At 66.7% G+C, this 22,034-nt stretch carries 18 protein-coding genes; 8 read left to right on the forward strand and 10 right to left on the reverse strand.

What is annotated here, in order from left to right; translation table 11 throughout:
- Window positions 1-463: 463 nt before the first annotated feature.
- Window positions 464-3,439 (reverse strand): excinuclease ABC subunit UvrA, encoded by a 2,976-nt coding sequence (gene uvrA, locus ACLJPD_RS30385; RefSeq protein ID WP_410876684.1) that lies wholly within the window; start codon window positions 3,437-3,439, stop codon window positions 464-466.
- A 228-nt stretch (window positions 3,440-3,667) separates the two neighbouring features.
- On the opposite strand from uvrA, the gene ACLJPD_RS30390 reads away from it, so the two are divergent.
- Entirely contained in the window at window positions 3,668-4,300 is a 633-nt protein-coding gene (locus ACLJPD_RS30390; RefSeq protein WP_410876686.1) for a response regulator, read from the forward strand.
- Window positions 4,301-4,304: 4 nt separating this feature from the next.
- On the opposite strand, the gene ACLJPD_RS30395 is transcribed toward ACLJPD_RS30390, so the two are convergent.
- Window positions 4,305-5,087: a sigma 54 modulation/S30EA ribosomal C-terminal domain-containing protein gene (locus ACLJPD_RS30395; protein ID WP_410876688.1), complete on the reverse strand. Its 783-nt coding sequence runs from the start codon at window positions 5,085-5,087 to the stop codon at window positions 4,305-4,307.
- A gap of 140 nt (window positions 5,088-5,227) precedes the next feature.
- On the opposite strand from ACLJPD_RS30395, the gene ACLJPD_RS30400 reads away from it, so the two are divergent.
- Window positions 5,228-7,051, forward strand: a complete 1,824-nt coding sequence (locus tag ACLJPD_RS30400; protein ID WP_410876690.1) for a GAF domain-containing protein — start codon at window positions 5,228-5,230, stop codon at window positions 7,049-7,051.
- A gap of 57 nt (window positions 7,052-7,108) precedes the next feature.
- On the opposite strand, the gene ACLJPD_RS30405 is transcribed toward ACLJPD_RS30400, so the two are convergent.
- Window positions 7,109-8,302, reverse strand: a complete 1,194-nt coding sequence (locus ACLJPD_RS30405) for a beta-ketoacyl synthase N-terminal-like domain-containing protein (protein ID WP_410876692.1) — start codon at window positions 8,300-8,302, stop codon at window positions 7,109-7,111.
- Between the two features lie 85 nt (window positions 8,303-8,387).
- Between ACLJPD_RS30405 and ACLJPD_RS30410 the strand changes: the two genes are divergently transcribed.
- From ACLJPD_RS30410 to ACLJPD_RS30420, 3 genes are read left to right on the forward strand one after another with little or no spacing between them, the layout of a single operon-like run.
- A complete protein-coding gene (locus ACLJPD_RS30410) occupies window positions 8,388-9,725 on the forward strand; it encodes a diguanylate cyclase domain-containing protein (RefSeq protein ID WP_410876694.1) in 1,338 nt (445 codons plus the stop codon).
- Window positions 9,726-9,738: 13 nt separating this feature from the next.
- Window positions 9,739-10,074 carry an antibiotic biosynthesis monooxygenase family protein gene (locus tag ACLJPD_RS30415; protein WP_410876695.1) on the forward strand — a complete coding sequence of 112 codons (336 nt, stop codon included), beginning with the start codon at window positions 9,739-9,741 and terminating at the stop codon, window positions 10,072-10,074.
- Window positions 10,075-10,118: 44 nt separating this feature from the next.
- On the forward strand, window positions 10,119-12,410 hold the full coding sequence (locus ACLJPD_RS30420) for a HelD family protein (protein ID WP_410876696.1): 2,292 nt from the start codon (window positions 10,119-10,121) through the stop codon (window positions 12,408-12,410).
- Window positions 12,411-12,464: 54 nt separating this feature from the next.
- On the opposite strand, the gene ACLJPD_RS30425 is transcribed toward ACLJPD_RS30420, so the two are convergent.
- The 3 genes from ACLJPD_RS30425 to ACLJPD_RS30435 all read right to left on the reverse strand — a co-directional run bounded on the left by ACLJPD_RS30425 (window position 12,465) and on the right by ACLJPD_RS30435 (window position 14,595).
- Entirely contained in the window at window positions 12,465-12,917 is a 453-nt protein-coding gene (locus ACLJPD_RS30425) for a universal stress protein (RefSeq protein WP_410876697.1), read from the reverse strand.
- Between the two features lie 268 nt (window positions 12,918-13,185).
- Entirely contained in the window at window positions 13,186-13,626 is a 441-nt protein-coding gene (locus ACLJPD_RS30430; RefSeq protein WP_410876698.1) for a hypothetical protein, read from the reverse strand.
- A 129-nt stretch (window positions 13,627-13,755) separates the two neighbouring features.
- Window positions 13,756-14,595, reverse strand: coding sequence for a DUF6597 domain-containing transcriptional factor (locus ACLJPD_RS30435; protein WP_410876699.1), 840 nt, complete (start codon window positions 14,593-14,595; stop codon window positions 13,756-13,758).
- 62 nt (window positions 14,596-14,657) lie between these two features.
- On the opposite strand from ACLJPD_RS30435, the gene ACLJPD_RS30440 reads away from it, so the two are divergent.
- On the forward strand, window positions 14,658-15,125 hold the full coding sequence (locus ACLJPD_RS30440) for a VOC family protein (RefSeq protein ID WP_410876701.1): 468 nt from the start codon (window positions 14,658-14,660) through the stop codon (window positions 15,123-15,125).
- 101 nt (window positions 15,126-15,226) lie between these two features.
- Here the strand turns inward: ACLJPD_RS30440 and uvrB are convergent, their stop codons facing one another.
- Complete coding sequence (gene uvrB / locus ACLJPD_RS30445; RefSeq protein ID WP_410876703.1) at window positions 15,227-17,404, reverse strand: excinuclease ABC subunit UvrB; 2,178 nt, start codon at window positions 17,402-17,404, stop codon at window positions 15,227-15,229.
- A 102-nt stretch (window positions 17,405-17,506) separates the two neighbouring features.
- Here uvrB and ACLJPD_RS30450 point away from each other — a divergent pair, with 102 nt between their 5' ends.
- Window positions 17,507-18,058 (forward strand): DUF402 domain-containing protein, encoded by a 552-nt coding sequence (locus ACLJPD_RS30450; protein WP_410876704.1) that lies wholly within the window; start codon window positions 17,507-17,509, stop codon window positions 18,056-18,058.
- A 27-nt stretch (window positions 18,059-18,085) separates the two neighbouring features.
- Here the strand turns inward: ACLJPD_RS30450 and ACLJPD_RS30455 are convergent, their stop codons facing one another.
- Window positions 18,086-18,517 (reverse strand): hypothetical protein, encoded by a 432-nt coding sequence (locus ACLJPD_RS30455; protein ID WP_410876706.1) that lies wholly within the window; start codon window positions 18,515-18,517, stop codon window positions 18,086-18,088.
- 120 nt (window positions 18,518-18,637) lie between these two features.
- Window positions 18,638-19,840, reverse strand: a complete 1,203-nt coding sequence (gene coaE, locus ACLJPD_RS30460; protein WP_410876707.1) for a dephospho-CoA kinase — start codon at window positions 19,838-19,840, stop codon at window positions 18,638-18,640.
- Between the two features lie 148 nt (window positions 19,841-19,988).
- Between coaE and ACLJPD_RS30465 the strand changes: the two genes are divergently transcribed.
- Window positions 19,989-20,201, forward strand: coding sequence for a hypothetical protein (locus ACLJPD_RS30465; RefSeq protein WP_410876709.1), 213 nt, complete (start codon window positions 19,989-19,991; stop codon window positions 20,199-20,201).
- A 172-nt stretch (window positions 20,202-20,373) separates the two neighbouring features.
- Here the strand turns inward: ACLJPD_RS30465 and rpsA are convergent, their stop codons facing one another.
- Window positions 20,374-21,852, reverse strand: coding sequence for a 30S ribosomal protein S1 (gene rpsA, locus ACLJPD_RS30470; RefSeq protein WP_378908904.1), 1,479 nt, complete (start codon window positions 21,850-21,852; stop codon window positions 20,374-20,376).
- Window positions 21,853-22,034: the final 182 nt, after the last annotated feature.

Genomic DNA, 22,034 nt, shown 5'->3' on the forward strand with positions numbered 1-22,034 from the left:
GTTCCGCCAACGAAACGATCCGCCGACGCAGTGCGTCGGCGGATCGTTTCTTACGTGCTGCGAACGGCGTCGCGGCTCAGACCGCGGGGACCGGGGGCTGGCCGGGGGTGACCGACAGGGCCGAGCCGGACGAGAGCATGTTGGCGATAGCGGCGAACAACACCGAGCTTCCGGTATCCATTTTCAGGCTTTCCTTTCGATTCCGCGGATCAGACAGTCGGCTTGGTGGGCTCGTAAGCCACTGAGGAGCCGCCACTGAGGAAAGCGAGAATCTGGGCGATGAGCGCCGTGGTGGCTTCATCCATGAAGACGTTCCTTTCGAACTACACGACGATCGAGCCGTCGACAAACCGCTACTACCCGGTGGTCCGGGGACGGTGAGCCGAATGTTACCTATGACTGTTTCACTTCGTGCAGGTTTCGGGAAGTCCCGTCCGCGATCTCGAAAGGAAGATATCCGGACTCAGCGCAGCGCGGCCGCCTTTCGCGCCAACCGCTTGGCGGCCGGTGTCTCTGCCGGTGCCTTCTTCGCCGCGGGGGCGGCTTTCTTGGCTGCCTTCTTCGCGGCGGGCTTCTTCGGTGCGGGCGCTGCGAGGACTTCCTTGAGGAACTGGCCGGTGTAGCTGTCCGACACCGCGGCGATGTCCTCCGGCGTGCCGGTCGCGACCACGGTACCGCCGCCGGAACCACCTTCGGGGCCCATGTCGATGACCCAGTCGGCGGTCTTGATGACATCGAGATTGTGCTCGATGACGATCACCGTGTTGCCCTTGTCGACCAGGCCGTTGATCACCTTGAGCAGCTTGCGGATGTCCTCGAAGTGCAGGCCCGTAGTCGGCTCGTCGAGGATGTAGACCGTCCGGCCCATGGAGCGTTTCTGCAGCTCGGCGGCCAGTTTCACGCGCTGGGCCTCGCCACCGGACAGCGTCGGGGCGCTCTGACCGAGGCGTACATACCCGAGGCCGACCTCGACGAGCGTCTTGAGGTAGCGATGGATCGAGGTGATCGCCTCGAAGAAATCGGCGGCCTCGTCGATCGGCATATCGAGGACCTCGGCGATGGTCTTGCCCTTGTAGTGCACCTCGAGGGTTTCCCGGTTGTAGCGGGCGCCGTGGCAGACCTCGCAGGGGACGTAGACGTCCGGGAGGAAGTTCATCTCGATCTTGAGCGTGCCGTCGCCCGAGCAGGCCTCGCAGCGGCCGCCCTTGACATTGAACGAGAACCTGCCCGGCTGGTAGCCGCGCACCTTCGCCTCGGTGGTGGAGGCGAACAGCGTGCGGATCTTGTCGAAGACGCCGGTGTAGGTGGCCGGATTCGAGCGCGGCGTGCGGCCGATCGGCGACTGGTCGACCTGCACCAGCTTGTCGAGATTGTCGAGTCCGTTGATCCTGGTGTGCCTGCCCGGCACCTGACGGGCACCGTTGAGCTTGTTCGCGAGGACCGTCGCCAGAATGTCGTTGACCAGGGTCGACTTACCCGATCCCGAGACACCGGTGATCGCGGTGAGCACACCCAGCGGGAACGCCACGTCGACATTTTGCAGATTGTGTTCGGTGGCACCGACAACGGTGAGCCTGCGCTTCTTGTCGATCGCCCGCCGCACGAGCGGGAGCTCGATCTGCTCGCGACCGGAAAGATAAGCGCCGGTGAGGGATTCGGGTTCGTTGAGCAGCTCCTCGTAGGGGCCGCTGTGCACCACTCGACCACCGTGCTCACCGGCCAGTGGACCGATGTCGACCACCCAGTCCGAGGCGCGGATGGTGTCCTCGTCGTGTTCGACGACGATCAGCGTGTTGCCCAGCTTCTTCAGCCGCAGCAGCGTCTCGATGAGCCTGCGGTTGTCGCGCTGGTGCAGGCCGATCGACGGCTCGTCGAGAACATAGAGGACACCGACCAGACCCGAACCGATCTGCGTGGCCAAGCGGATGCGCTGTGCCTCGCCACCGGACAGGGTCGCGGCGGCCCGCGACAGCGTCAGGTATTCCAGACCGACGTCGAGCAGGAAGCCGAGCCTGGCCTGGATCTCCTTGAGCACCTGACCGGCGATCGCGGTCTCGCGCTCCCCCAGGGTGAGCGAGTTCAGGAAGTGCGCGCAGTCGCCGATGGACAGCTCGCTGACCTCGGCGATCGACTTGTCGGTGCCGTCAGAGGCCAGGGTGACGGCCAGAATCTCGGGGCGCAGCCGGGAGCCGTTGCAGACCGGGCAGGCCACATCGCGCATGTAGCCGTCGTAGTGCTCCTTCATCTGCTCGGACTCGGTGTTGTCCATGCGCCGCTGCAGGAACGGCATCACGCCTTCGAAATCGGCGTAGTAGGAGCGCTTGCGGCCGTAGCGGTTGGTGTAGGCCACGTGCACCTGGTCGGAGCTGCCTTCCAGCACCGCCTTGCGTGCCTTCGCCGGCAGGTCGCGCCACGCGGTGTCCATGGAGAAGCCGACCGCCTCGGCCAGGCCGGAGAGCAGCCGGTTGAAGTACTCGGCGGTCTGTCCGCGCGACCACGGGGCGATCGCGCCCTCGGCCAGGCTCAGGTCCGGATCCGGCACCACGAGTTCCGGGTCGACCTCCTTGCGGATGCCCAAGCCGGTGCAGTCGGGGCAGGCGCCGTAGGGCGAGTTGAAGGAGAACGAGCGGGGTTCGAGATCTTCGATATCGAGGGGGTGGCCGTTGGGGCAGGCCAGGCGCTCGGAGAAGCGGCGCTCGCGGTCGTGGGCGTGCTCGTCGCGGTCGACGAAATCGAGCACGACGATGCCGTCGGCCAGGCGCAGCGCGGTCTCGATCGAGTCGGTGAGGCGCTGTTTGGAGGCGGCCTTGACCGAGAGGCGGTCGACGACCACCTCGACGTCGTGCTTCTCCTGCTTCTTCAGCTTCGGCGGATCGGTGAGCGGATACACCACGCCGTCGACCCGCACGCGCGAATAGCCCTGGGTCTTGAGCTGGTCGAACAGGTCGACGAACTCGCCCTTGCGAGTGCGCACCACCGGCGCGAGCACCTGGAACTTGAGGCCGTCGTCCATGGCGAGCACCTGGTCGACGATCTGCTGCGGGCTCTGCTTTTCGATCAGCTCGTGACACACCGGGCAGTGCGGCGTACCCGCGCGGGCGTACAGCAGGCGCAGGTAGTCGTAGACCTCGGTGATGGTGCCGACCGTGGACCGCGGGTTGCGGTTGGTCGACTTCTGGTCGATCGACACCGCGGGCGAGAGGCCCTCGATGAAGTCGACATCCGGCTTGTCCATCTGTCCGAGGAACTGTCGCGCGTAGGCCGACAGCGATTCGACGTAGCGGCGCTGCCCCTCGGCGAAGATCGTGTCGAACGCCAGGCTCGACTTCCCGGAACCGGACAGACCGGTGAACACGATCAGGCTGTCGCGCGGCAAATCCAGGTCTACCCCTTTCAGGTTGTGTTCCCGAGCTCCGCGCACAGTGAGGCGTTCCGCCACCTGGTGAATCCCTTCTCCATCGTCATCCGCCGACCGGACATGATCCCCCGCCGACAATGCTAGGCGGGGGGTCCGACAAGTTTCGGTGCGCGGGCAAGCGGGCGCCCGAACGGGGCGCTCTGCGCAGGGGACGTGACGAACCTCGTTCGCCGACCCGCCCCACAACCGAGACGCGCGGATTATGTTGGACCACAAGGGTGGATCGTTCGACATGATGAAGGAGCCGACGTGCTCGAGGTGTTCCTGGTCGATGACCACGAGATCGTCCGGCGCGGGTTGATCGACCTCCTGGAAGGTGATCCAGAACTCACTGTGATCGGTCAGGCAGGCGGCGTCGACGAGGCGATGGTGCGCATTCGCGAGGCCCGCCCCGATGTCGCGGTCCTTGACGTGCGATTACCCGACGGCAACGGCATCGAACTGTGTCGCAACCTGCTCGCGGAGTTCGACGACCTGCACTGCCTGATCCTGACCTCGTTCTCCGACGAGCACGCCATGCTCGACGCCATCCTGGCCGGTGCCAGCGGCTATGTGGTGAAGAACATCGACGGGATGAAGCTGGCCGACGCGATCAAACAGGTCGGCGCCGGGCACTCGCTGCTCGATACCCGCGCCGCGGACGCCCTGCGCGCCCGGCTGCGCCGCAGCGCCGAACCATCAGGGCCACTGGCCGGACTCACCGACCAGGAACGCCGGCTGCTCGAACTGCTCGGCGAGGGCCTGACCAACCGGCAGATCGCCGCGCGCATGTTCCTCGCGGAGAAAACGGTCAAGAACTATGTCTCGCGACTGCTGGCGAAACTGGGGGTCGAACGCCGCACGCAGGCCGCCGTACTGGCGACGAAACTCCGCGAGCCCTAAAGCCTCAGGACGGGACGACGATGGTCAGATCCCCGTCGTAGCGGCGGTAGAGCAGATTCCCGCGGCCGGTGTGAGTGTCGGTGAAGAACAGGTAGGGCAGCCCGGCCGTGCACAACGCGTCGGAGGCTTCGTCCGCGGCGAAGACGGGAGCCGCGTCCTGCACCACCCGCACCGGCATCGCGCTCGCGGTCAGCGGCAGCTCAGCCGACGCACCCGCCGCGGCGGTGTGCCGCTGCCTGGCCAGGGTGACGCCGTGCGGGTCGGCCCAGGTGACGATCGCGTCCTCGCCGGTGTCGGCATCGGTGAACAGGTAGGCGTCGTAGTCCATCGCGTCGAGGACGGTGCTGGCTTCCAGCGGGGTGCCGGTCATCAATGCGCAGTCCTTGCGTCGGATGATCGGCCGCGTCTCGGTGATCTGGGCCAGCGGACGACGAGCCGGATCGGGCCACGCGCCACGCGCTTCCTTGCCCGCGCGGCGGGCGAGCTGGCGGTCGAGCCGCTCGGCGGCGAAGGTGACCGCGAAACCGCCGGGGCCGGTGACCTGGACACGGGTGAAGGTGTCGTTGGTGCGGATGTTGGCCTGCACCAGGGTCGGCTCGTCGAAACCCTGCGGCGCGGTGACGCGCACCCTGGCCGGACTGTCGAGATGATGCCTGCGCATGACGCGAGTGATGGCGCGGACAGCGCGGGTGACGTCCTGGGCCGGCACTTCGCCGCGCGTTGTCACGGCAAGCTCCGGGTCAGCGGCGGTCGTCCAGTGCTGGGTGCTCGACAACGAATTCATCATGTGCCCCACTTCTCGATCCCATTTCCCCGGTGCCCTATGCCACCACTACCGCCGGTGCCAGTGAAGGGCCGAAAGTCCCCTCATTGCGGACTAGACTTCTCTGAGACTCACCCGAGGAGCTGCGACGACGGGATACTGCGATGGCGAACGACGGTCGGGGCGGCCGCTATTCGGCTGACCAGGCGGTGTCGCGGCAGACGTTGCGCAGCCTGCTCGGCGAGGTCGCCGATCGGGTCGATGTGATGATCGGCTCGCGTGATCGGATGGACGGTCTCGTCGAGGCGATGCTCACGGTCACCGCGGGTCTCGACCTGGACGAAACCCTGCGCACCATCGTGCGCACCGCGATGAACCTCGTCGACGCCCGCTACGGCGCGCTGGCGGTGCGCGGCCACGATCAGCAGGTCGCGCAGTTCATCGATGAGGGCATGCCGGATCAGATCCGCGACCGGATCGCGCGATTACCCGCCGGCCACGGCGTACTCGGCGCGGTGTTCGCACACAAGGCGCCACTGCGGCTGGCCGATCTCACCCAGCACGAATCCTCGATCGGTTTTCCGGCGGGACACCCGCCGATGCACACGTTTCTCGGTGTGCCCGTGCGCATTCGGGACGAGGTGTTCGGCAGTCTCTATCTGACCGAGAAGTCCGACGGCCAGCCGTTCACCGAGGAAGACGAAGTCCTGGTGCTGGCGCTGGCGGCCGCCGCGGGCATCGCGGTCGACAATGCGCGGCTCTACGAGCAGGCACGCACCAGGCAGGCGTGGATCGAGGCCACCCGCGATATCGCCACGGAATTCCTGGCCGGTACCGAATCCGATCGAGTGCTCGGCCATGTGGTCGATCACGCGCGCGGGCTCACCGGATCGCATCAGGCGTTCCTCGCCTCGGTGCCGGTGCCCGACGAATTACCCGGCGAGATCACCGAATTGGTGGTCACGCAGTGGACCGGCCCGGACGCGGGGCAGGACTGGCAGACCATTCCGATCGCGGGCACGGTGGTCGGTGACGCGTTCAGCAGAAGGACACCACTGCGCTTCGACGACGTGGCGCAGGTGTCGCTGGGAGTCGAGTTCCCGGTGGCCGAATTGCCCGGCGCCGGACCAGCTCTCGTGCTCCCGCTGTGCACGCCCGATGCCACCCTCGGCGTCTTGGTGACGTTCCGGCCACCGGGTTTCGCACCGTATTCCGACGAGATGCTCGAGCTCACGGCCGCGTTCTGCGATCAGGCCGCGCTGGCGGTGCGGCTGGCCGACGCGCAACAGCGGATGCGCGAACTCGACCTCGTCGCAGACCGCGATCGGATCGCGCGCGACCTGCACGATCATGTGATCCAGCGACTGTTCGCGATCGGCCTCACCGTCCAGGCGACGATGCCCAAAGCAGTGGTTCCCGAAGTGCGGCAACGCCTTTCGACGGTGATCATGGATCTGCAAGAAGTGGTGCAGGAGATCCGCACCTCCATCTTCGATCTGCACGCCAGCGGCTCGGGCCACAGCGAGGGGCTGCAGCAGCGCCTCGAGGTGGCGATCCGGCGCCAGACCGCCGATATCGCCCTGCGCGCGACGATCCAGGTGTCGGGCCCGCTGTCGGTGCTCGACCCGCAGCTGGCCGACCACGCCGAGGCGGTGGTGCGCGAGGCGGTGAGCAACGCCGTGCGCCACTCCGGTGCCGACACGGTCGCCATCGTGATCGAGGTGGCCGACGATCTGGTGATCACGGTGTCCGACAACGGCTGGGGCATTCCGAACCACGTGATCCGCAGCGGGCTGCGCAATCTCGAACAACGCGCGCAGGAAGCGGGCGGGCACTTCGAGATCGGTCCGGCCGAACGCCCCGACGCCGACGGCAAGCACCCCGAGATGCCGGGCACGCAGCTGCGCTGGGCGGTGCCACTCCCCCAGGACGCGCCGACTACCGGCGGCTTCGCCCTGGCAGGCGGCCCCGAGACCGGCGAGGACTGACCTCAGACCCCGGCCAGGATCACCGCTGCGTTGTTGCCGCCCATACAGAGAACCAGGTCAGACCTGGGCCATGATCACCGCTGCGTTGTTGCCGCCCATACCCATTGACAATTTCAGGGTCGGGCCGTCGATCATCGCGGTCGGGCCGTTGAGCAGTCGCGGATGCGCGGGCGCCACGATCGGCGCCGATGCGGCGATGCCGTGCTCATAGGACAGTGCGATCGCGGCGACTTCGATCGCGGCGGAGGCGCCCTGGCAGTGGCCGATGAGCGGTTTGAGGACGGTGACGGCCGGGCGGTCGTCGAAGACGGTGGTCAGCACGTCACGTTCGGCCGCGTCGCATTGGCGGGTGCCGGTGCCGTGCGCGTTGAAGTACGTCACGTCGGCGGCGTCGATTCCGGCATTCGTCAGTGCTCGCTCGGCGCAGGCGATGATCTGGGCGTGGGTCGGATCCACCGAGACGACGTGGAACGCGTCGTTGGTGATCGCGCCGCCGAGAACACGCACGTAGGGCACGTCGACCGCGTCGGTCAGCAGCATCGCCACCGATGCCTCGGCCATGGTGAAGCCGAGCGTGTCCGCCTGGAAGGGCCTGCAGGCGGTGAACGGGTCGGCGTCGGCGACCGCGGCACCCATGGCCACGAACTGTTCGAGCATGTCGGGGGTCGCCGAGACATCTGTCGTGATGCACAACACATCGTCGACCAAGCCCGCATCACGCCACATCTTCGCCGTCAGCAGGCCGACATTGCCCGAGCTGCACGCCGCCGACACGTTCATCGCGGGCCCGTGGAAACCGAACTCCTGCATCACCACCGAGATCGGCGTCGACGGCAGCATCCGCAGATAGTCGCGCGTGCGCCGGTGGCCGTCGTCGATGAGATAGAAATCTCGCCAGTCGGCGACATCGCCCAAGGTGAAAGCATGGACGAGACCGACGGTGCGACCGTGGCGGCGCCACCCGCGTGCCTGCGCATCGGCGATCGCCTCGACGGCCGCCGCCTGTACGGCACGCCCGAACACACCGCTACCGTAGGCCGGGTCACCGCCGTCGGGAATACGCCCGACCCAGGCCTGCTGATCGCGTCCCGGCCCGTAGCCGGGGTACAAACAGGCAGCCGGTTTTGCCCCCATCAATCCCTGCCACAGGAATTCGCGCCCCCATCCGTAACCGGAGACGACACCGATGCCCGCTATCGACATAGAATCGAATCGGTGGGTCGGGCCGCCCGTGAGCACGTCCTGTGTCACATCGCTCCTCGCGGAATTTCATGAAGGATCACCAGACTAGTCCGGTATGCCATCCGCAGACCAGGCCCAGATCGGGGGTTTCGCAATGGGAGAAGGAAGGATCGACGCGGCGAGCGCCGAACAGCTCGCGCAGCGCTACCGATCGCTGATCGAACACACCCCCGACGCCATCTGCGTGCACGAATCGGGCACCATCGTCTACGTCAATCCGGCGATGGTGCGCCTGCTCGGCGCCCGCTCGGCCGATGACCTGCTCGGCTTGTCGATCACCCTGTTCGTCCATCCCGATTCCGTGGCGGCCATGCTCGACCGGATCGACAAGCTCACCGCCGAGGGGTCGGCTTCGCCACCCGCCGACATGGACCTCGTCCGGGTGGACGGTCGCACGGTGCCGGTGCAGACGGTGTCGGTGCTCACCGTGTGGCAGGGCGAGCCCGCCTATCAGGTGGTGGTGCACGATCTCACCGCGCAGCGCGCCGCGGAGGCGTCGGCGCGGCAGGCGGAAGCGTACTTCACGACGGTGGTGTCCCAACTGGAGGAAGGTGTGATCGTCGTCGATCGGCGGGGTCGGCTGGAGTCGATCAACCCGGCGGGCAAACGGATACTCGGCATCGACGACGCCGGGCCGGTTCTCGGGCGTCTCATCGACGATCTGCCGATGACGATGGTCGACCACGACGGGCAGCCGTTGCCGCTCGGCAAGCATCCGATGGCACACACCCTCGCGACCGGCGAGGCGGTCACCCAGTTCGTCTTCGGTGTCGACCGCGCCGACGGACAACAGGTATGGCTGTCGTGCAATTGCCGGTTGCTCAACCCCGACAGCCCGGATTCGGCGGGTGTGTCCTCGTTCGCCGACATCACCGCGTTCCGGGCCAGCAGGCGCCAGCTGGAATACCAGGCCACCCATGACGCGCTGACCGGGCTGGCGAATCGTTCGCTGATCCTGTCGCAACTGTCCGCGGCGCTGGCCGACGAGGGCGGCACCCTGGTCACCACGGTGCTGTTCATCGACCTCGACGGTTTCAAGGCGATCAACGACACCCTCGGGCACGCCATCGGCGACACGGTCTTGCAGATCGTCGCCCAGCGGCTGCAGCAGGCACTGCGTAGCGAAGATCTGGTCGGGCGACTCGGTGGCGACGAATTCCTGGTGCTGCTGGCCGGTCATCCGCAGCGCGACGACCTGCCCGCGCTGGTGGAGCGGCTGCGCAGCACCATGTCGGAACCGATCATCGCCAGCGGTCACCGCCTCGAGGTGAGCGCCTCGGTCGGCATCACCGAACTCGGCCCGCACGAACACCGCACCCCCGAGGCCGTGCTGCACGACGCCGACCTGGCGATGTATCGCGACAAGCCGTCGGCCCATCGTGAGCTCGGTCTCGGTCAGAATCGACGCTCGAACAACACCCACGCCTCCTGACAGACTGGTCGGCGTGATAGTCGAGCACGCGCTGTTACCTGTTCGCCCCGGTGCCGCCGCCGCTTTCGAGGCGGCCTTCGCGCAGGCGTATCCGATCATCGCGGGCATGCCCGGCTTCGGTGGGTTGTCGCTGTCGCGCTGTGTCGAGCGGCCCGATTGCTTCCTGTTGCTGGTGCGGTGGGAGCGATTGGCCGACCACACGATGGGATTCCGGGAGTCGCCGGAATACCAGCGCTGGCGTGCGCTGTTGCATCACTTCTATGAGCCTTTTCCGGTGGTCGAACATTTCACCCCGGTCCTCGGCGACGAAGTCTTCCCGGTCGCGGCGGCCCTGCCCGCGGACACGTAGACTCGACAACCTTGTTCTCAACGCGGTGACAAAGGAGTCCTGTTTTGCCCGACCGCCTCACCGACGCCACTCCGGCCGCGTACGACCGCGAGATCGAGCAGGAGCAGAAGTACCTTTCGGTGCTCTACGACCGGCTCGACGGCATGCGCGACTACGCGCAGAAGCGGCTCAAGACTGTGCTGCTCGAGGCGGGCGGCACTCCGCAGGCGCGCAGTGAGCGCGAGTCGTTCACCCAGCTCTACAACGAAGACCTGTCCAAGTACGACGCCGCCGAGCACGGTCTGTGCTTCGGTCGGATCGACCTCGACGGCACCGAGGAGCAGCCGCGCTACATCGGCAGGCTCGGCATCCTCGACGAGGACAACGACTACGAACCGCTGCTGCTCGACTGGCGCGCTCCGCTGGCCAGGCCGTTCTACCTGGCCACCACCGCCAATCCCGAGGACGTCACCCGACGCAGGCACATCCGCTCGCGCAACCGCGCGGTGACCGCGATCAACGACGAGTACCTCGACCTCGACGCCGCCCGACGCGACGGTGTGGTCGGCACCGACGACGGTGTCGGTGGCGAGAGCGCGCTGCTGGCCGCGCTCAATGCCGCCCGCACCGGGCACATGAACGACATCGTCGAGACGATCCAGAGCGAGCAGGACGCGATCATCCGCTCCGAGCACAAGAGCGTGCTCGTGGTGCAGGGTGGGCCCGGCACCGGTAAGACCGCGGTCGCACTGCATCGCGCGGCGTTCCTGCTCTACACCTACCGTCAGCAGCTGGCCAAGAGCGGTGTGCTGATCATCGGCCCGAACGCCACCTTCCTCGACTACATCGGGCAGGTCCTGCCCTCGCTCGGTGAGACCGGCGTGCTGTTGTCGACCATCGGCGACCTGTATCCCGGTGTGAAGGCGGTGCGCGAGGACTCGCTGCGCACCGGCGAGATCAAGGGTTCGCTGGAGATGCTCGAGGTGCTCAAGCAGGCGGTGCGCGATCGTCAGGAAGTGCCGTCCGTGCCGGTCCGCCTGGCTTTCGACGGCTATCCGGTGATCCTGGATCGCAAGATCGCGACCAGGGCGCGCGGCCGGGCCCGCTCCTCGCGTCGCCCGCACAACCTGGCCAGGCCGATCTTCGCGTCGTCGGTGATCGACGCGCTCACCGATCAGCTCGCCGCGACGATGGGCGCCGATCTGTCCGGTGGCAAGAGCCTGCTCAGCTCCGCCGATCTCAGCGAGATCGGCGACGAGATGCGCGCCGACCCGCACGTGCAGGCCGCGATCACCGCACTGTGGCCGGTCCTTTCGCCCCAGGAAGTGCTCGCCGACCTGCTCGCCGACCCCGCGCGCCTCGACCGCGCCGCCAAGACGCTGAGCCCCGAGGACCGCGCCGAGCTGGTGCGCTCCGACGACGGCACCTTCGGCGCGGCCGACGCCCCGCTGCTCGACGAGCTGGCCGAACTGCTCGGCGTCGACGACACCGAGGAACGCGAACGCTCGCGTCGCCGATGGCGGGCCCAGATCGAGGAGGCCCAGGACGCCCTCGACATCCTGACCGGTTCCGCGCCACAGGACATCGAGGACGAACTCGATCCCGAGATCCTGATGGCCTACGACCTGATCGACGCCTCCCAGCTGGCCCAGCGCCAGGAATTCGGCAACCGCCAGACCACCGCCGAACGCGCTGCGGGCGACCGCACCTGGACCTACGGTCACGTGATCGTCGATGAGGCACAGGAACTCTCGCAGATGGCGTGGCGAATGGTGATGCGGCGCATCCCGAATCGCTGGATCACCGTCGTCGGCGATGTCGCCCAGACCGGTGATCCGGCGGGCGCGTCGTCCTGGCAGCACGTGCTGGAACCCTATGTGGCACAACGCTGGAAGCTCACCGAGCTCACGGTGAACTACCGCACCCCCGCCGAGATCATGGCGGTCGCGGCCGATGTACTCGCCGCGATCGATCCGGGTACCAAGGTGCCGCGTTCGGTGCGCGAGACCGGCAATCCCCCACGCGCCTACCGCGTGCCGCCCGCCGACGTCGCGGGCGAACTGGCACGGTTGCTCGAAGCCGAGAGCGGTCCGGGTACCTCCGCAGTCCTCGCTCCCACACCCCTGGTGCCCGAATTGTCTTCGCTGGCAGGCGAATCCGTTCAGGTGCTCACCGTGCACGACGCGAAGGGCCTCGAGTTCGACCGCGTGTATCTGGTGGAGCCGCAGGCGATCCTGGACGAGTCCCCGCGCGGCCTCAACGACCTGTATGTCGCACTGACCCGCGCGACCCAGCGACTCGCTGTGGTACACACCGAACAGTTGCCCGAGGTCCTGTCCGCGCTCGAACCGGCATGAGACGCGACGAAGGCCCCTGACCGTGGCTCGGTCAGGGGCCTTCGTCGTCTCGAACTAGCGGACGGTGTGCACGATCAACACGTCCGAACGGGACTTGCGGGCAACGTCTGAGGGGACGGAGCCGAGCAGGCGGCCGGTGAGGGTGTTGAGGCCTCGGTTGCCGACGACGAGCAGGTCGGCGTCCACCTCGTTGACGAGGTCGAGCAGCGAATCGACCGGTTCGCCGACGATCGCGCGGTCGACGATGTTCTTCGCACCGGCGGCAATCGCCTTCTCCCGGGCGACGAGCAGGATCTCGTTGGTCGGGGCCGAGCCACGGACCTGGTAGGCCTCGTGCTTGAGCACATCGGCGGCGGCGGCGACGTCACGGTCATCGGTCGGGAAGTAGGCGCAGGCCAGCACGAGAGTTGCCTCCGCGTCCCCGGCGAGCGCCGCGGCCTTCTCCACCGCCACGAACGACGAATCCGAGCCATCAGTACCGACGACAATGGTCCGGTAGGCGGTCATCTCTCCTCCAACTTGGTCGGTGCCAGCACCGAACCACTCGGGAATCGAGCGTCAGCGCGGCAATTGGCTCGACCCTAACGCCAAATCAGGCCGATTTATCAGAAATCGCAACAGATCACACCGGGAGTGTTGGCGTTCCTACCCGTTGTCAGGGTGGCCCTCGCGACAACGGCGAAGATCGACCTGCGGCAATAAGACGGCGGGTCCAGGAAGTTGTGGCCTATCACAACACAATCAACACCGCAGCGCGACTGGGACTTTGATCACATCAGCCGGAGAAACTGGGCAGCCCACAGGCGGCGCTTCCGGTGCCGGTATTCGGCTCGACGGTCACCGTGGCGGGGATGATCCACCAACTACGCAGATAACTGTCGACCCTCGCCGTCAGCTCGTGCTGACCGGCGGTGGTGGGGCGCCACGTGGTCTTGGTCTCGCCGATCGACGGGACCTCGACGGTGTCGATCACCACGCCGTTGTCGTAGAAGGTCACCGGCGCGCCGGTGTTACCCGAGCTGTACCCGACGACATTGATCGCGCCCACCGTGTAGGAGCAGCCGACCAGCCGATCGGTGCCCGAGACACCGACCCTCTGGTCGTCCGAGATATCCCCGTGCGCGGTCGGCGCGAACAGGGCTGCGACGGCCAGCACGGTCGCGAAAGTGGCGCCGACAGCGCCGAGGCGCGAGGTCCGGTCGAAAGATGTTGTCACTGTTGTCTTCCTGACTTCTCCACGCAGCAACGGCCGCTGCGAATGCGATGACGCTATCGACGGACACCGCGACCCCGAGCTGAAATGTTGATTTTTCAGACCCCCCACTTCTTGGGTCTGTACGCATGATCACCCTGCTGCGGGGACCGCGGTCACCGCCTGTGTACTGCGGGCGTATTCCATCGGTGACATCCCGATCGCGGCGGTGAATTCGCGACTGAAATGCGCCTGGTCGAAATAGCCGAGGTCGACGGCGAGTACCGCGAGATCAGGGCGGCCGTGCGCGAGCAGGTCTGCGGCGTCTTGCAACCGGAACCGGCACAGTACCCATTTCGGGCCCGCGCCGACGTAACGGCGGAAAAGGCGTTGCAGGGTGCGGATCGGAATCGCGAAACGATCGGTGACCTGGTCGACCCTGGTCAGCTCAGGATCGTCGGCCATGGCCGTGACGATGCGCGTCACCAGCGCGTAGTGCGGATCGTCGGTGCGACCGCGGCCTGCGAAGAATTCCTCGACGATGACCCGCCTACGCTCGTCGGACGGTTCGGCCAGCACCTGGTCGGCCAAGCCGACCGCCTCCGGCAGTACCGTGGTCAACGGGGCCGAATCATCGCGGAGCGCTCCGACATCCATCCCGGTGAAGGCGCCGAAACCACCGGGGGCGAACCGGATGCCGAAGGTCTCGCCCTCCTCGGCGAGTTCGCGCACGTACTTCGTCGTGCACACACCGTTGACGAAGCCACCGGTGCGGGTGGTGCTGCGTTCGAAGGTGACATTCACACACGGAAACGACAGCACCTCAGCCGAATAACTCGGTAGCCCGCGCAGATCCCATCGCACCACCCAGTACCGGTCCGCGAACTCGGCCAGCGCGGGCCCGACCCCCAGCCGGTTCAGCGACCGGTGTCTCGACTGCTCCTCCGGGTGCAGAATTCCCCTCATATCGCCGGGATCCGGCGCCGCTGTCATCGTCGGCCGATCTGTCGCGTTCTTACAAGACGGGCCGTCGGCGACGGCGCAGGATCGTGGTCATGACCAATCCCGTTGCGCCCATTCCGGAGAACTACCACTCCATCACCTGTTTTCTGGCCGTGCCGGACGGTAACGCGGCCATCGACTTCTACACCGCGGTCTTCGACGCGAAGGTGCTCAGTCGAGCCGATCTGCCCGACGGCCAGCCCGCACACGCCGAACTGCTCATCGGCGATTCCACCCTGCAGCTCGGAATGCCCATCCCCGACAACAATGTTCGCGCGCCGCAGGACTGGGTGCACACCTCGGTGGTGCACTACTGCCCCGACGTGGACGCGGTGATCGCCCGCGCGCTCGAACACGGTGCCCGCAGCGCCGAGGAACCGCAAACCTTCGTCACCGGCGACCGCTTCGGTGTGGTGATCGACCCGTTCGGCCACCGCTGGGCAGTGCTCACCCGCGTCGAGGACGTCTCGCAGGAAGAGGCCGACCGCCGTGTCGCCGCCTGGATGGCCGAGCAGGCTTAGCACCGCACGAGTCCTCGCCCACCGGGGCCTGGCACCCGAGCCGCGCGATCCGTCGCACGGCCCGGGTGCCAGGCCACCCGAAGCCCGTCGCCTCGGCATCGTCAGGAAATCCCCGCGGCATCCATGCCGCGCAGCTCCTTCTTCAGGTCGGCGATCTCGTCACGCAACCGGCCCGCCAGCTCGAACTGCAATTCGCGGGCGGCGTTCATCATCTGCGCGGTGAGTTCGGTGACCAGCGCGGCCAATTCCGCACGTGGCATCGACTTCACGTCGCGTTCGGCGTAGATACCCGCGCTGACCCGGCCCGGCTCGCCTTGCGCGCGTCTGCCGCGGCTGGCATTGCGGCCCGAGCCGCCGACGGCCACCTCGTCCTCGGCCTCGGTGTACACCTGATCCAGGATGTCGGCGATCTTCTTGCGCAGCGGCTGCGGGTCGAGGCCGTTCTCGGTGTTGTAGGCGACCTGCTTGGCCCGGCGACGGTCGGTCTCATCGATAGCGTGGCGCATCGAGTCGGTGATCTTGTCCGCGTACATGTGCACTTCGCCGGACACATTGCGCGCCGCGCGGCCGATGGTCTGGATGAGGCTGGTGCTCGACCGCAAAAAGCCCTCCTTGTCGGCGTCGAGGATCGCCACCAGGGACACCTCGGGCAGGTCGAGGCCCTCGCGCAGCAGGTTGATGCCGACCAGCACGTCGTATTCGCCCAGGCGCAGCTGCCGGAGCAGTTCGACGCGGCGCAGGGTGTCGATCTCGGAGTGCAGGTAGCGGACCTTCACGCCGAGGCCGAGCAGGTAGTCGGTGAGGTCTTCGGACATCTTCTTGGTGAGGGTGGTGACCAGGACCCGCTCGTTGCGCTCGGCGCGCTCCCGGATCTCGTGCACCAGGTCGTCGATCTGGCCCTTGGTCGGCTTGACCACGACCTTCGGGTCGACCAGGCCGGTCGGGCGGATGACCTGTTCGACCACCTCACCCCCGACCTGACCCAGCTCGTAGTTGCCGGGAGTCGCCGACAGATACACCGCCTGACCGATCCGCCCGGCGAACTCCTCCCAGGTCAGTGGGCGGTTGTCGACGGCAGAGGGCAACCGGAAACCGAAATCGACCAGGTTGCGCTTGCGCGACATGTCACCTTCGAACATGCCGCCGATCTGCGGCACCGTAACGTGCGATTCGTCGATCACCAACAGGAAATCGTCGGGGAAGTAGTCGATCAGCGTGGCCGGTGCCGAACCTGCCGGACGCCCGTCGATGTGGCGCGAATAGTTCTCGATACCCGAGCAGAAGCCGACCTGACGGATCATCTCGAGGTCGTATTCGGTACGCATGCGCAACCGCTGCGCCTCCAGCAACTTGCCCTGACGCTCGAACTCCGCCAGCCGTTCGGCCAGTTCGGCCTCGATATCGGCGACCGCCCGCTCCATCCGCTCCGGCCCGGCCACATAGTGGGTAGCCGGAAAGATGCGCGCCGAATCGACTTGGCGCACAACATCACCGGTGAGCGGATGCAGGTAGTAGAGCGCCTCGATCTCGTCACCGAAGAACTCGATGCGGATCGCCAGCTCCTCATAGGACGGGATGATCTCGACGGTGTCGCCGCGCACCCGGAACGAGCCGCGGGTGAACGACATGTCGTTGCGGGTGTACTGCACATCGACGAGCAGCCGCAGCAACGCGTCGCGGTCGATCTCGCCACCGACTTCGAGCTGCACCGACCGATCCAGATACGACTGCGGGGTGCCGAGGCCGTAGATGCACGACACCGACGCGACCACGACGACATCGCGACGGGAGAGCAGGTTCGAGGTCGCCGAGTGCCGCAGCCGCTCGACGTCGTCGTTGATCGAGCTGTCCTTCTCGATGTAGGTATCGGTCTGGGCGATGTACGCCTCGGGTTGGTAGTAGTCGTAGTACGAGACGAAGTACTCGACCGCGTTGTTGGGCAGCATCTCGCGCAGCTCGTTGGCGAGCTGGGCGGCGAGTGTCTTGTTCGGCGCCATCACCAAGGTGGGGCGTTGCAGTTTCTCGATCAGCCACGCGGTGGTCGCCGATTTACCGGTACCGGTGGCACCGAGCAGGACGACGTCTTTCTCTCCCGCGTTCACCCGGCGCTCGAGTTCCGCGATGGCCGCGGGCTGGTCGCCGGCGGGTGAGTACTCGCTGACCACTTCGAACCGAGCGCCCGAGCGCTCGATCGTGCCGACGGGGCGGTGTTCGGAATGGGCGATCGGGTGACCCCGCTCTTCGTACCCTTCCGTCGGGATCTCGGTTGCGAATGCCATGGATCAAGCTTAGGCGCGACCACTGACACATTCGGCTCGGCGAACCTCGGCCAACCGGTCACCGGGCGCGACCTTCGCGGTCAACCGGTAGATTCTGCGCTCATGACGCAGGCATCCACCGTGCACGTGCATCCGCCCAAGGTCGAGTACTTCGACGTCGCGGCCAGAACGAACACCGATCCCAAAGGGTTCGTCCGGGCGGTCGAGGTCTATCGGGTGGAGCCGTGGGGCCTGTACATGGGCCGTCATTCCGATCACGCGCACTTCCACTACCTGGAATCGTGGGTGCTGCCCGAGTTGTCGCTGCGGGCGTCGAAGCTCCATTACAACCCCGGTGTCGAGCAGTGGCAGGACATCTATGTCGATGTCGGCGCGTTCACCTGGGAGTCGTCGACCCTGATCCGCGGGGTGGACCACTACCTGGATCTGCTCGTCCGCACCGGCCGCGACGTCCGGCTCGTCGATGTCGACGAACTGATGGCCGCCCACACTGTCGGCCTGCTCGACTCCGCGCAATGCCAGGCCGCGATCGAGCACGCGACCGCCGCGGTCGACGGAATCGCCGCGCACGGATATGCGCTAGAGGAGTGGCTGAGCACCCACGGCATGACGCTGACCTGGCGGCGAAACGACGCACCGCCCGAACCTCGGTAGTGGTTCGGGCGGTGCGAGGGGTCGGTATCAGCCTGCCGACAGGCTCGGGAACAGATCCGCGAGGCCGCCGCCGCACGACGCGCTGCCGGTGTTGCCCGCCGCGCCGACGGTGACGGTGATCGAGTCGCTGATCAGCAGCTGACGCGCTTCGAGCTTGTGTTGGCCCGCCGTGGTCGGCTTCCAGGTGATGCTCACCGTGCCCGAGACCAGCGACGGCGACACCGGGCTGCCCGGGATGTCCACGCCGTTGTCGGTGAACTTCACCGAGGTCAGCCGATCGACCTCGACGCTGGCGGTGAGCTTGTAGCTACAACCGACCTTGTGGTCGGTTCCGGCTACGCCGAGGTTGCCGACCCAGGCCGCAGCCTGCGGAGCGGCCAGCACGATGCTGGCGGCGACGGCGCCGAGTGCGGTGATGCCGAAGCCCGCACGGCCGAACTGACGGTGATGTGTTGTCATACGCGCTACAACTCCCCTGTGAATCCAGTCACCCGGTAGTGACTTCGCACAATGTACCCAGCGCGCGACCGTCGTCGGCCGATTTCCGAAACATTGACGTTTAACAGTTTGCTGCGCGGTTCACGCGCGGGTGCGAGCCCACTCGGTGACCACCGGATAGACCGCGTCGAACCACGGTTCCTTCACCCCGTAGTAGGCGTCACCGGCCGCCTCATCGGCCAGATCCGCGGCCGCGAGTTCGGCCCCACGCTTGACCGCCAGATACTCCGCCCGCGCGCTCTCGCTCACCCGCAACCAGTCGCGCAGCTCGAGCGCGAACCGCTGGCCGAGCGAATCCTGCACGCGCAGATGAATATTGGCAGGTCGACTGGGATCGGCATTGCCGTGCAGGCGTTTTCCCCACAGCGCGAGGTCGGTGCCTGCCGGATCGCTCGGGCTGGGCTTCGGATTGTCGTGCGTCACGTGCGCGGCCAGGGGGAACCCGCCTGCCGCCAACGCATCCGCCAGCGACTCTGCCGTGGCCATGTCGGCCACCGTCACCTGGATGTCGATGATGTCCTTGGCCGGCAGTCCGTTGACCGCGGTCGAGCCGACGTGATCGATGCGTACCGCCGACGCACCGCAGGCCAGGTGCAGCCGAGCAATGATCCTGCGCGCCTGTACATCCCATTCCGGATCGGTGACGAGACGGTACTCGGCGCGCGCCCGCACGCCCTCGCGCTGGTTACGTTCGAACGGCACCAATCGCCGCGCCCACAGCTCACGAACCTGCGCCTGCACCACCTCCGGCGCGCCGTTGTTGTCGAGCCACACATCGGCGACCGCGCGGCGCTGATCGTCGGTGGCCTGCGCGGCGATCCTGGCTCGCGCATCCGCCTCGGCCACACCGCGGTGTTCGACCAGCCTGCGCAGCCTCGTGGCCTCTTCGGCCCCGACCACGACGACGAGCTGCATCAGCGGTGCGAGCCCGTTCTCGACGAGCAACGGAATATCCTGCACCACAACGGCATCCGCGGGTGCATCGCCGATCAGTTCCGCGGTGCGGGCACCGACCAGCGGGTGGGTGATGGCGTTGAGCTTGCCCCGCGACACATCGTCGGCGAAGGCAACCGCGGCCAGCGCCGGCCGGTCAAGGCTGCCGTCGGGGCTCAGGATCCGCTCACCGAACTCCTCGACCAGCGCCGCCAGACCCGGCGTGCCGGGGGCGACGACTTCGCGGGCGATCGCGTCGGAGTCGATGAGTACCGCCCCCAGCTCGACCAGCGTCCGCGCCACTGTGGATTTACCCGCTCCCATGCCTCCGGTGAGGCCGATCCGCAACATGGGCCCAGTCTCGCATCCCGGCCGCCGTGTCGGGACAGGACCTGCGACACGCCCACGGCGGAGCGGCGGAAGGTCCCGGGCCGGGCGCGTCACGTGGATTAATCTTCCGCGCAGGCGAGAAGGCCGCACGACCTACCGGAGGGTGATCATGAGTACCAGGAATGGCCGGGCGGCTCGCCACCGCCTCGGTATGCCGGGCGGCGTGCACTGCATCGAATTCCCCGCCGTCGCAGCGACTCTCGCCGAATACCGGCGCTCCTGGTTCAGCACCCTGCTCTCCCCGGCCAGACACAGCTTCGCCGCGATGCGCAAACGCACCGGCATGGCCGCTACGTACTGGTCCCCCGCCGCCGCGAGCTGATCCCCGCCACACTCCCGCTCACCGACGCGCACTCCACCGCAGGGTGCGCGTCACTCACGCGTGCCTCGAACAATCGCGCCATCGCAACCCAGCCAGGAACGGCCGAAGGCCCCGGTCCGTGTGGACCAGGGCCTTCGGTTGCGTAGCTGTCGATTCAGGCGTTACCGCTGAATCAGGCGTTGCCGCTGAGCTTCTCCCGCAGAGCCGCGAGCTGGGCATCGCTGGCCAGCGAGCCGCCCGTGGTCTCGGCCGGACCGGAGGTGGACGCAGGCGCGCTGCCACCGGTCTCGGAGGAGTAGTTGCCCGCGACGGGACCACCAGCGGCGGCCTCGGCGGCAGCGTCGGCTGCCATCTTCTCCATCTGGGCAGTGTGCATCTTGTGGCGACGCTCGGCCTCGGCGTAGCGGCCTTCCCACTCTTCACGCTGCTTGTCGAACCCGTCGAGCCACTCGTTGGTGTCGGGATCGAAGCCTTCGGGGAAGATGTAGTTGCCCGCATCGTCGTAGCTGTCGGCCATGCCGTACTTCGACGGGTCGAACTCGGCGTTGTAGTCCTCGTTCGCCTGCTTCAGCGACAGCGAGATACGACGACGCTCGAGGTCGATGTCGATGACCTTGACCATGGCGTCGTCGCCGACGGCCACAACCTGGTCCGGGACCTCGACGTGGCGCTCGGCCAGCTCGGAGATGTGGACCAGGCCCTCGATGCCCTCTTCGACGCGCACGAAGGCACCGAAGGGAACCAGCTTGGTGACCTTTCCGGGCACGATCTGGCCGATCGCGTGGGTCCGGGCGAACTGACGCCACGGGTCTTCCTGGGTCGCCTTGAGCGACAGGGAGACGCGCTCGCGGTCCAGATCGACGTCGAGAACCTCGACGGTGACCTCGTTGCCGACCTCGACAACCTCGGACGGGTGGTCGATGTGCTTCCAAGAGAGCTCGGAGACGTGCACCAGGCCGTCGACGCCACCCAGGTCCACGAAGGCACCGAAGTTGACGATGGAGGACACGACGCCCTTGCGGACCTGGCCCTTCTGGAGCTGGTGCAGGAATTCGCTGCGGACCTCGGACTGGGTCTGCTCGAGCCAGGCGCGACGCGACAGAACCACGTTGTTGCGGTTCTTGTCGAGCTCGATGATCTTGGCCTCGATCTCCTTGCCGACGTACGGCTGGAGGTCGCGGACACGACGCATCTCGACCAGCGAGGCGGGCAGGAAGCCACGGAGACCGATGTCGAGGATCAGGCCGCCCTTGACGACCTCGATGACGGTGCCCTTGACGGCCTCGTCCTTCTCCTTGAGCTCCTCGATCGTGCCCCACGCGCGCTCGTACTGCGCCCGCTTCTTCGACAGGATCAGGCGGCCTTCCTTGTCCTCCTTCGTGAGAACAAGGGCCTCGACCGCGTCGCCCACGGAAACGACCTCGTTGGGGTCGACGTCGTGCTTGATGGAGAGCTCGCGGGAGGGGATGACGCCTTCGGTCTTGTAACCGATGTCCAGCAGGACCTCGTCACGATCGACCTTGACGATAGTGCCTTCGACGATGTCACCATCGTTGAAGTACTTGATCGTTGCGTCGATGGCGGCCAGGAAATCCTCGGCGGAGCCAATATCATTAATGGCTACCTGCGGCGAGGTGACGGTGGTGGGCATATGTGGGTTTGCTCCGGACGGATTGTGGTCGGTTGCGGACATTGGATCTTTCGGTACGCTGCGAATCACCGCGACGACGCGACGATAGGGATACCGGTAAAGTATCGCACGGACCGTCGCACTTGCCGCTGATCAAATTCAGCGTCCCTCTACAGCGTGCATCAGCGTACGCGACCGGCGCG

The organism is Nocardia sp. A7 (genome assembly GCF_046549215.1).
Lineage (GTDB): Bacteria > Actinomycetota > Actinomycetes > Mycobacteriales > Mycobacteriaceae > Nocardia.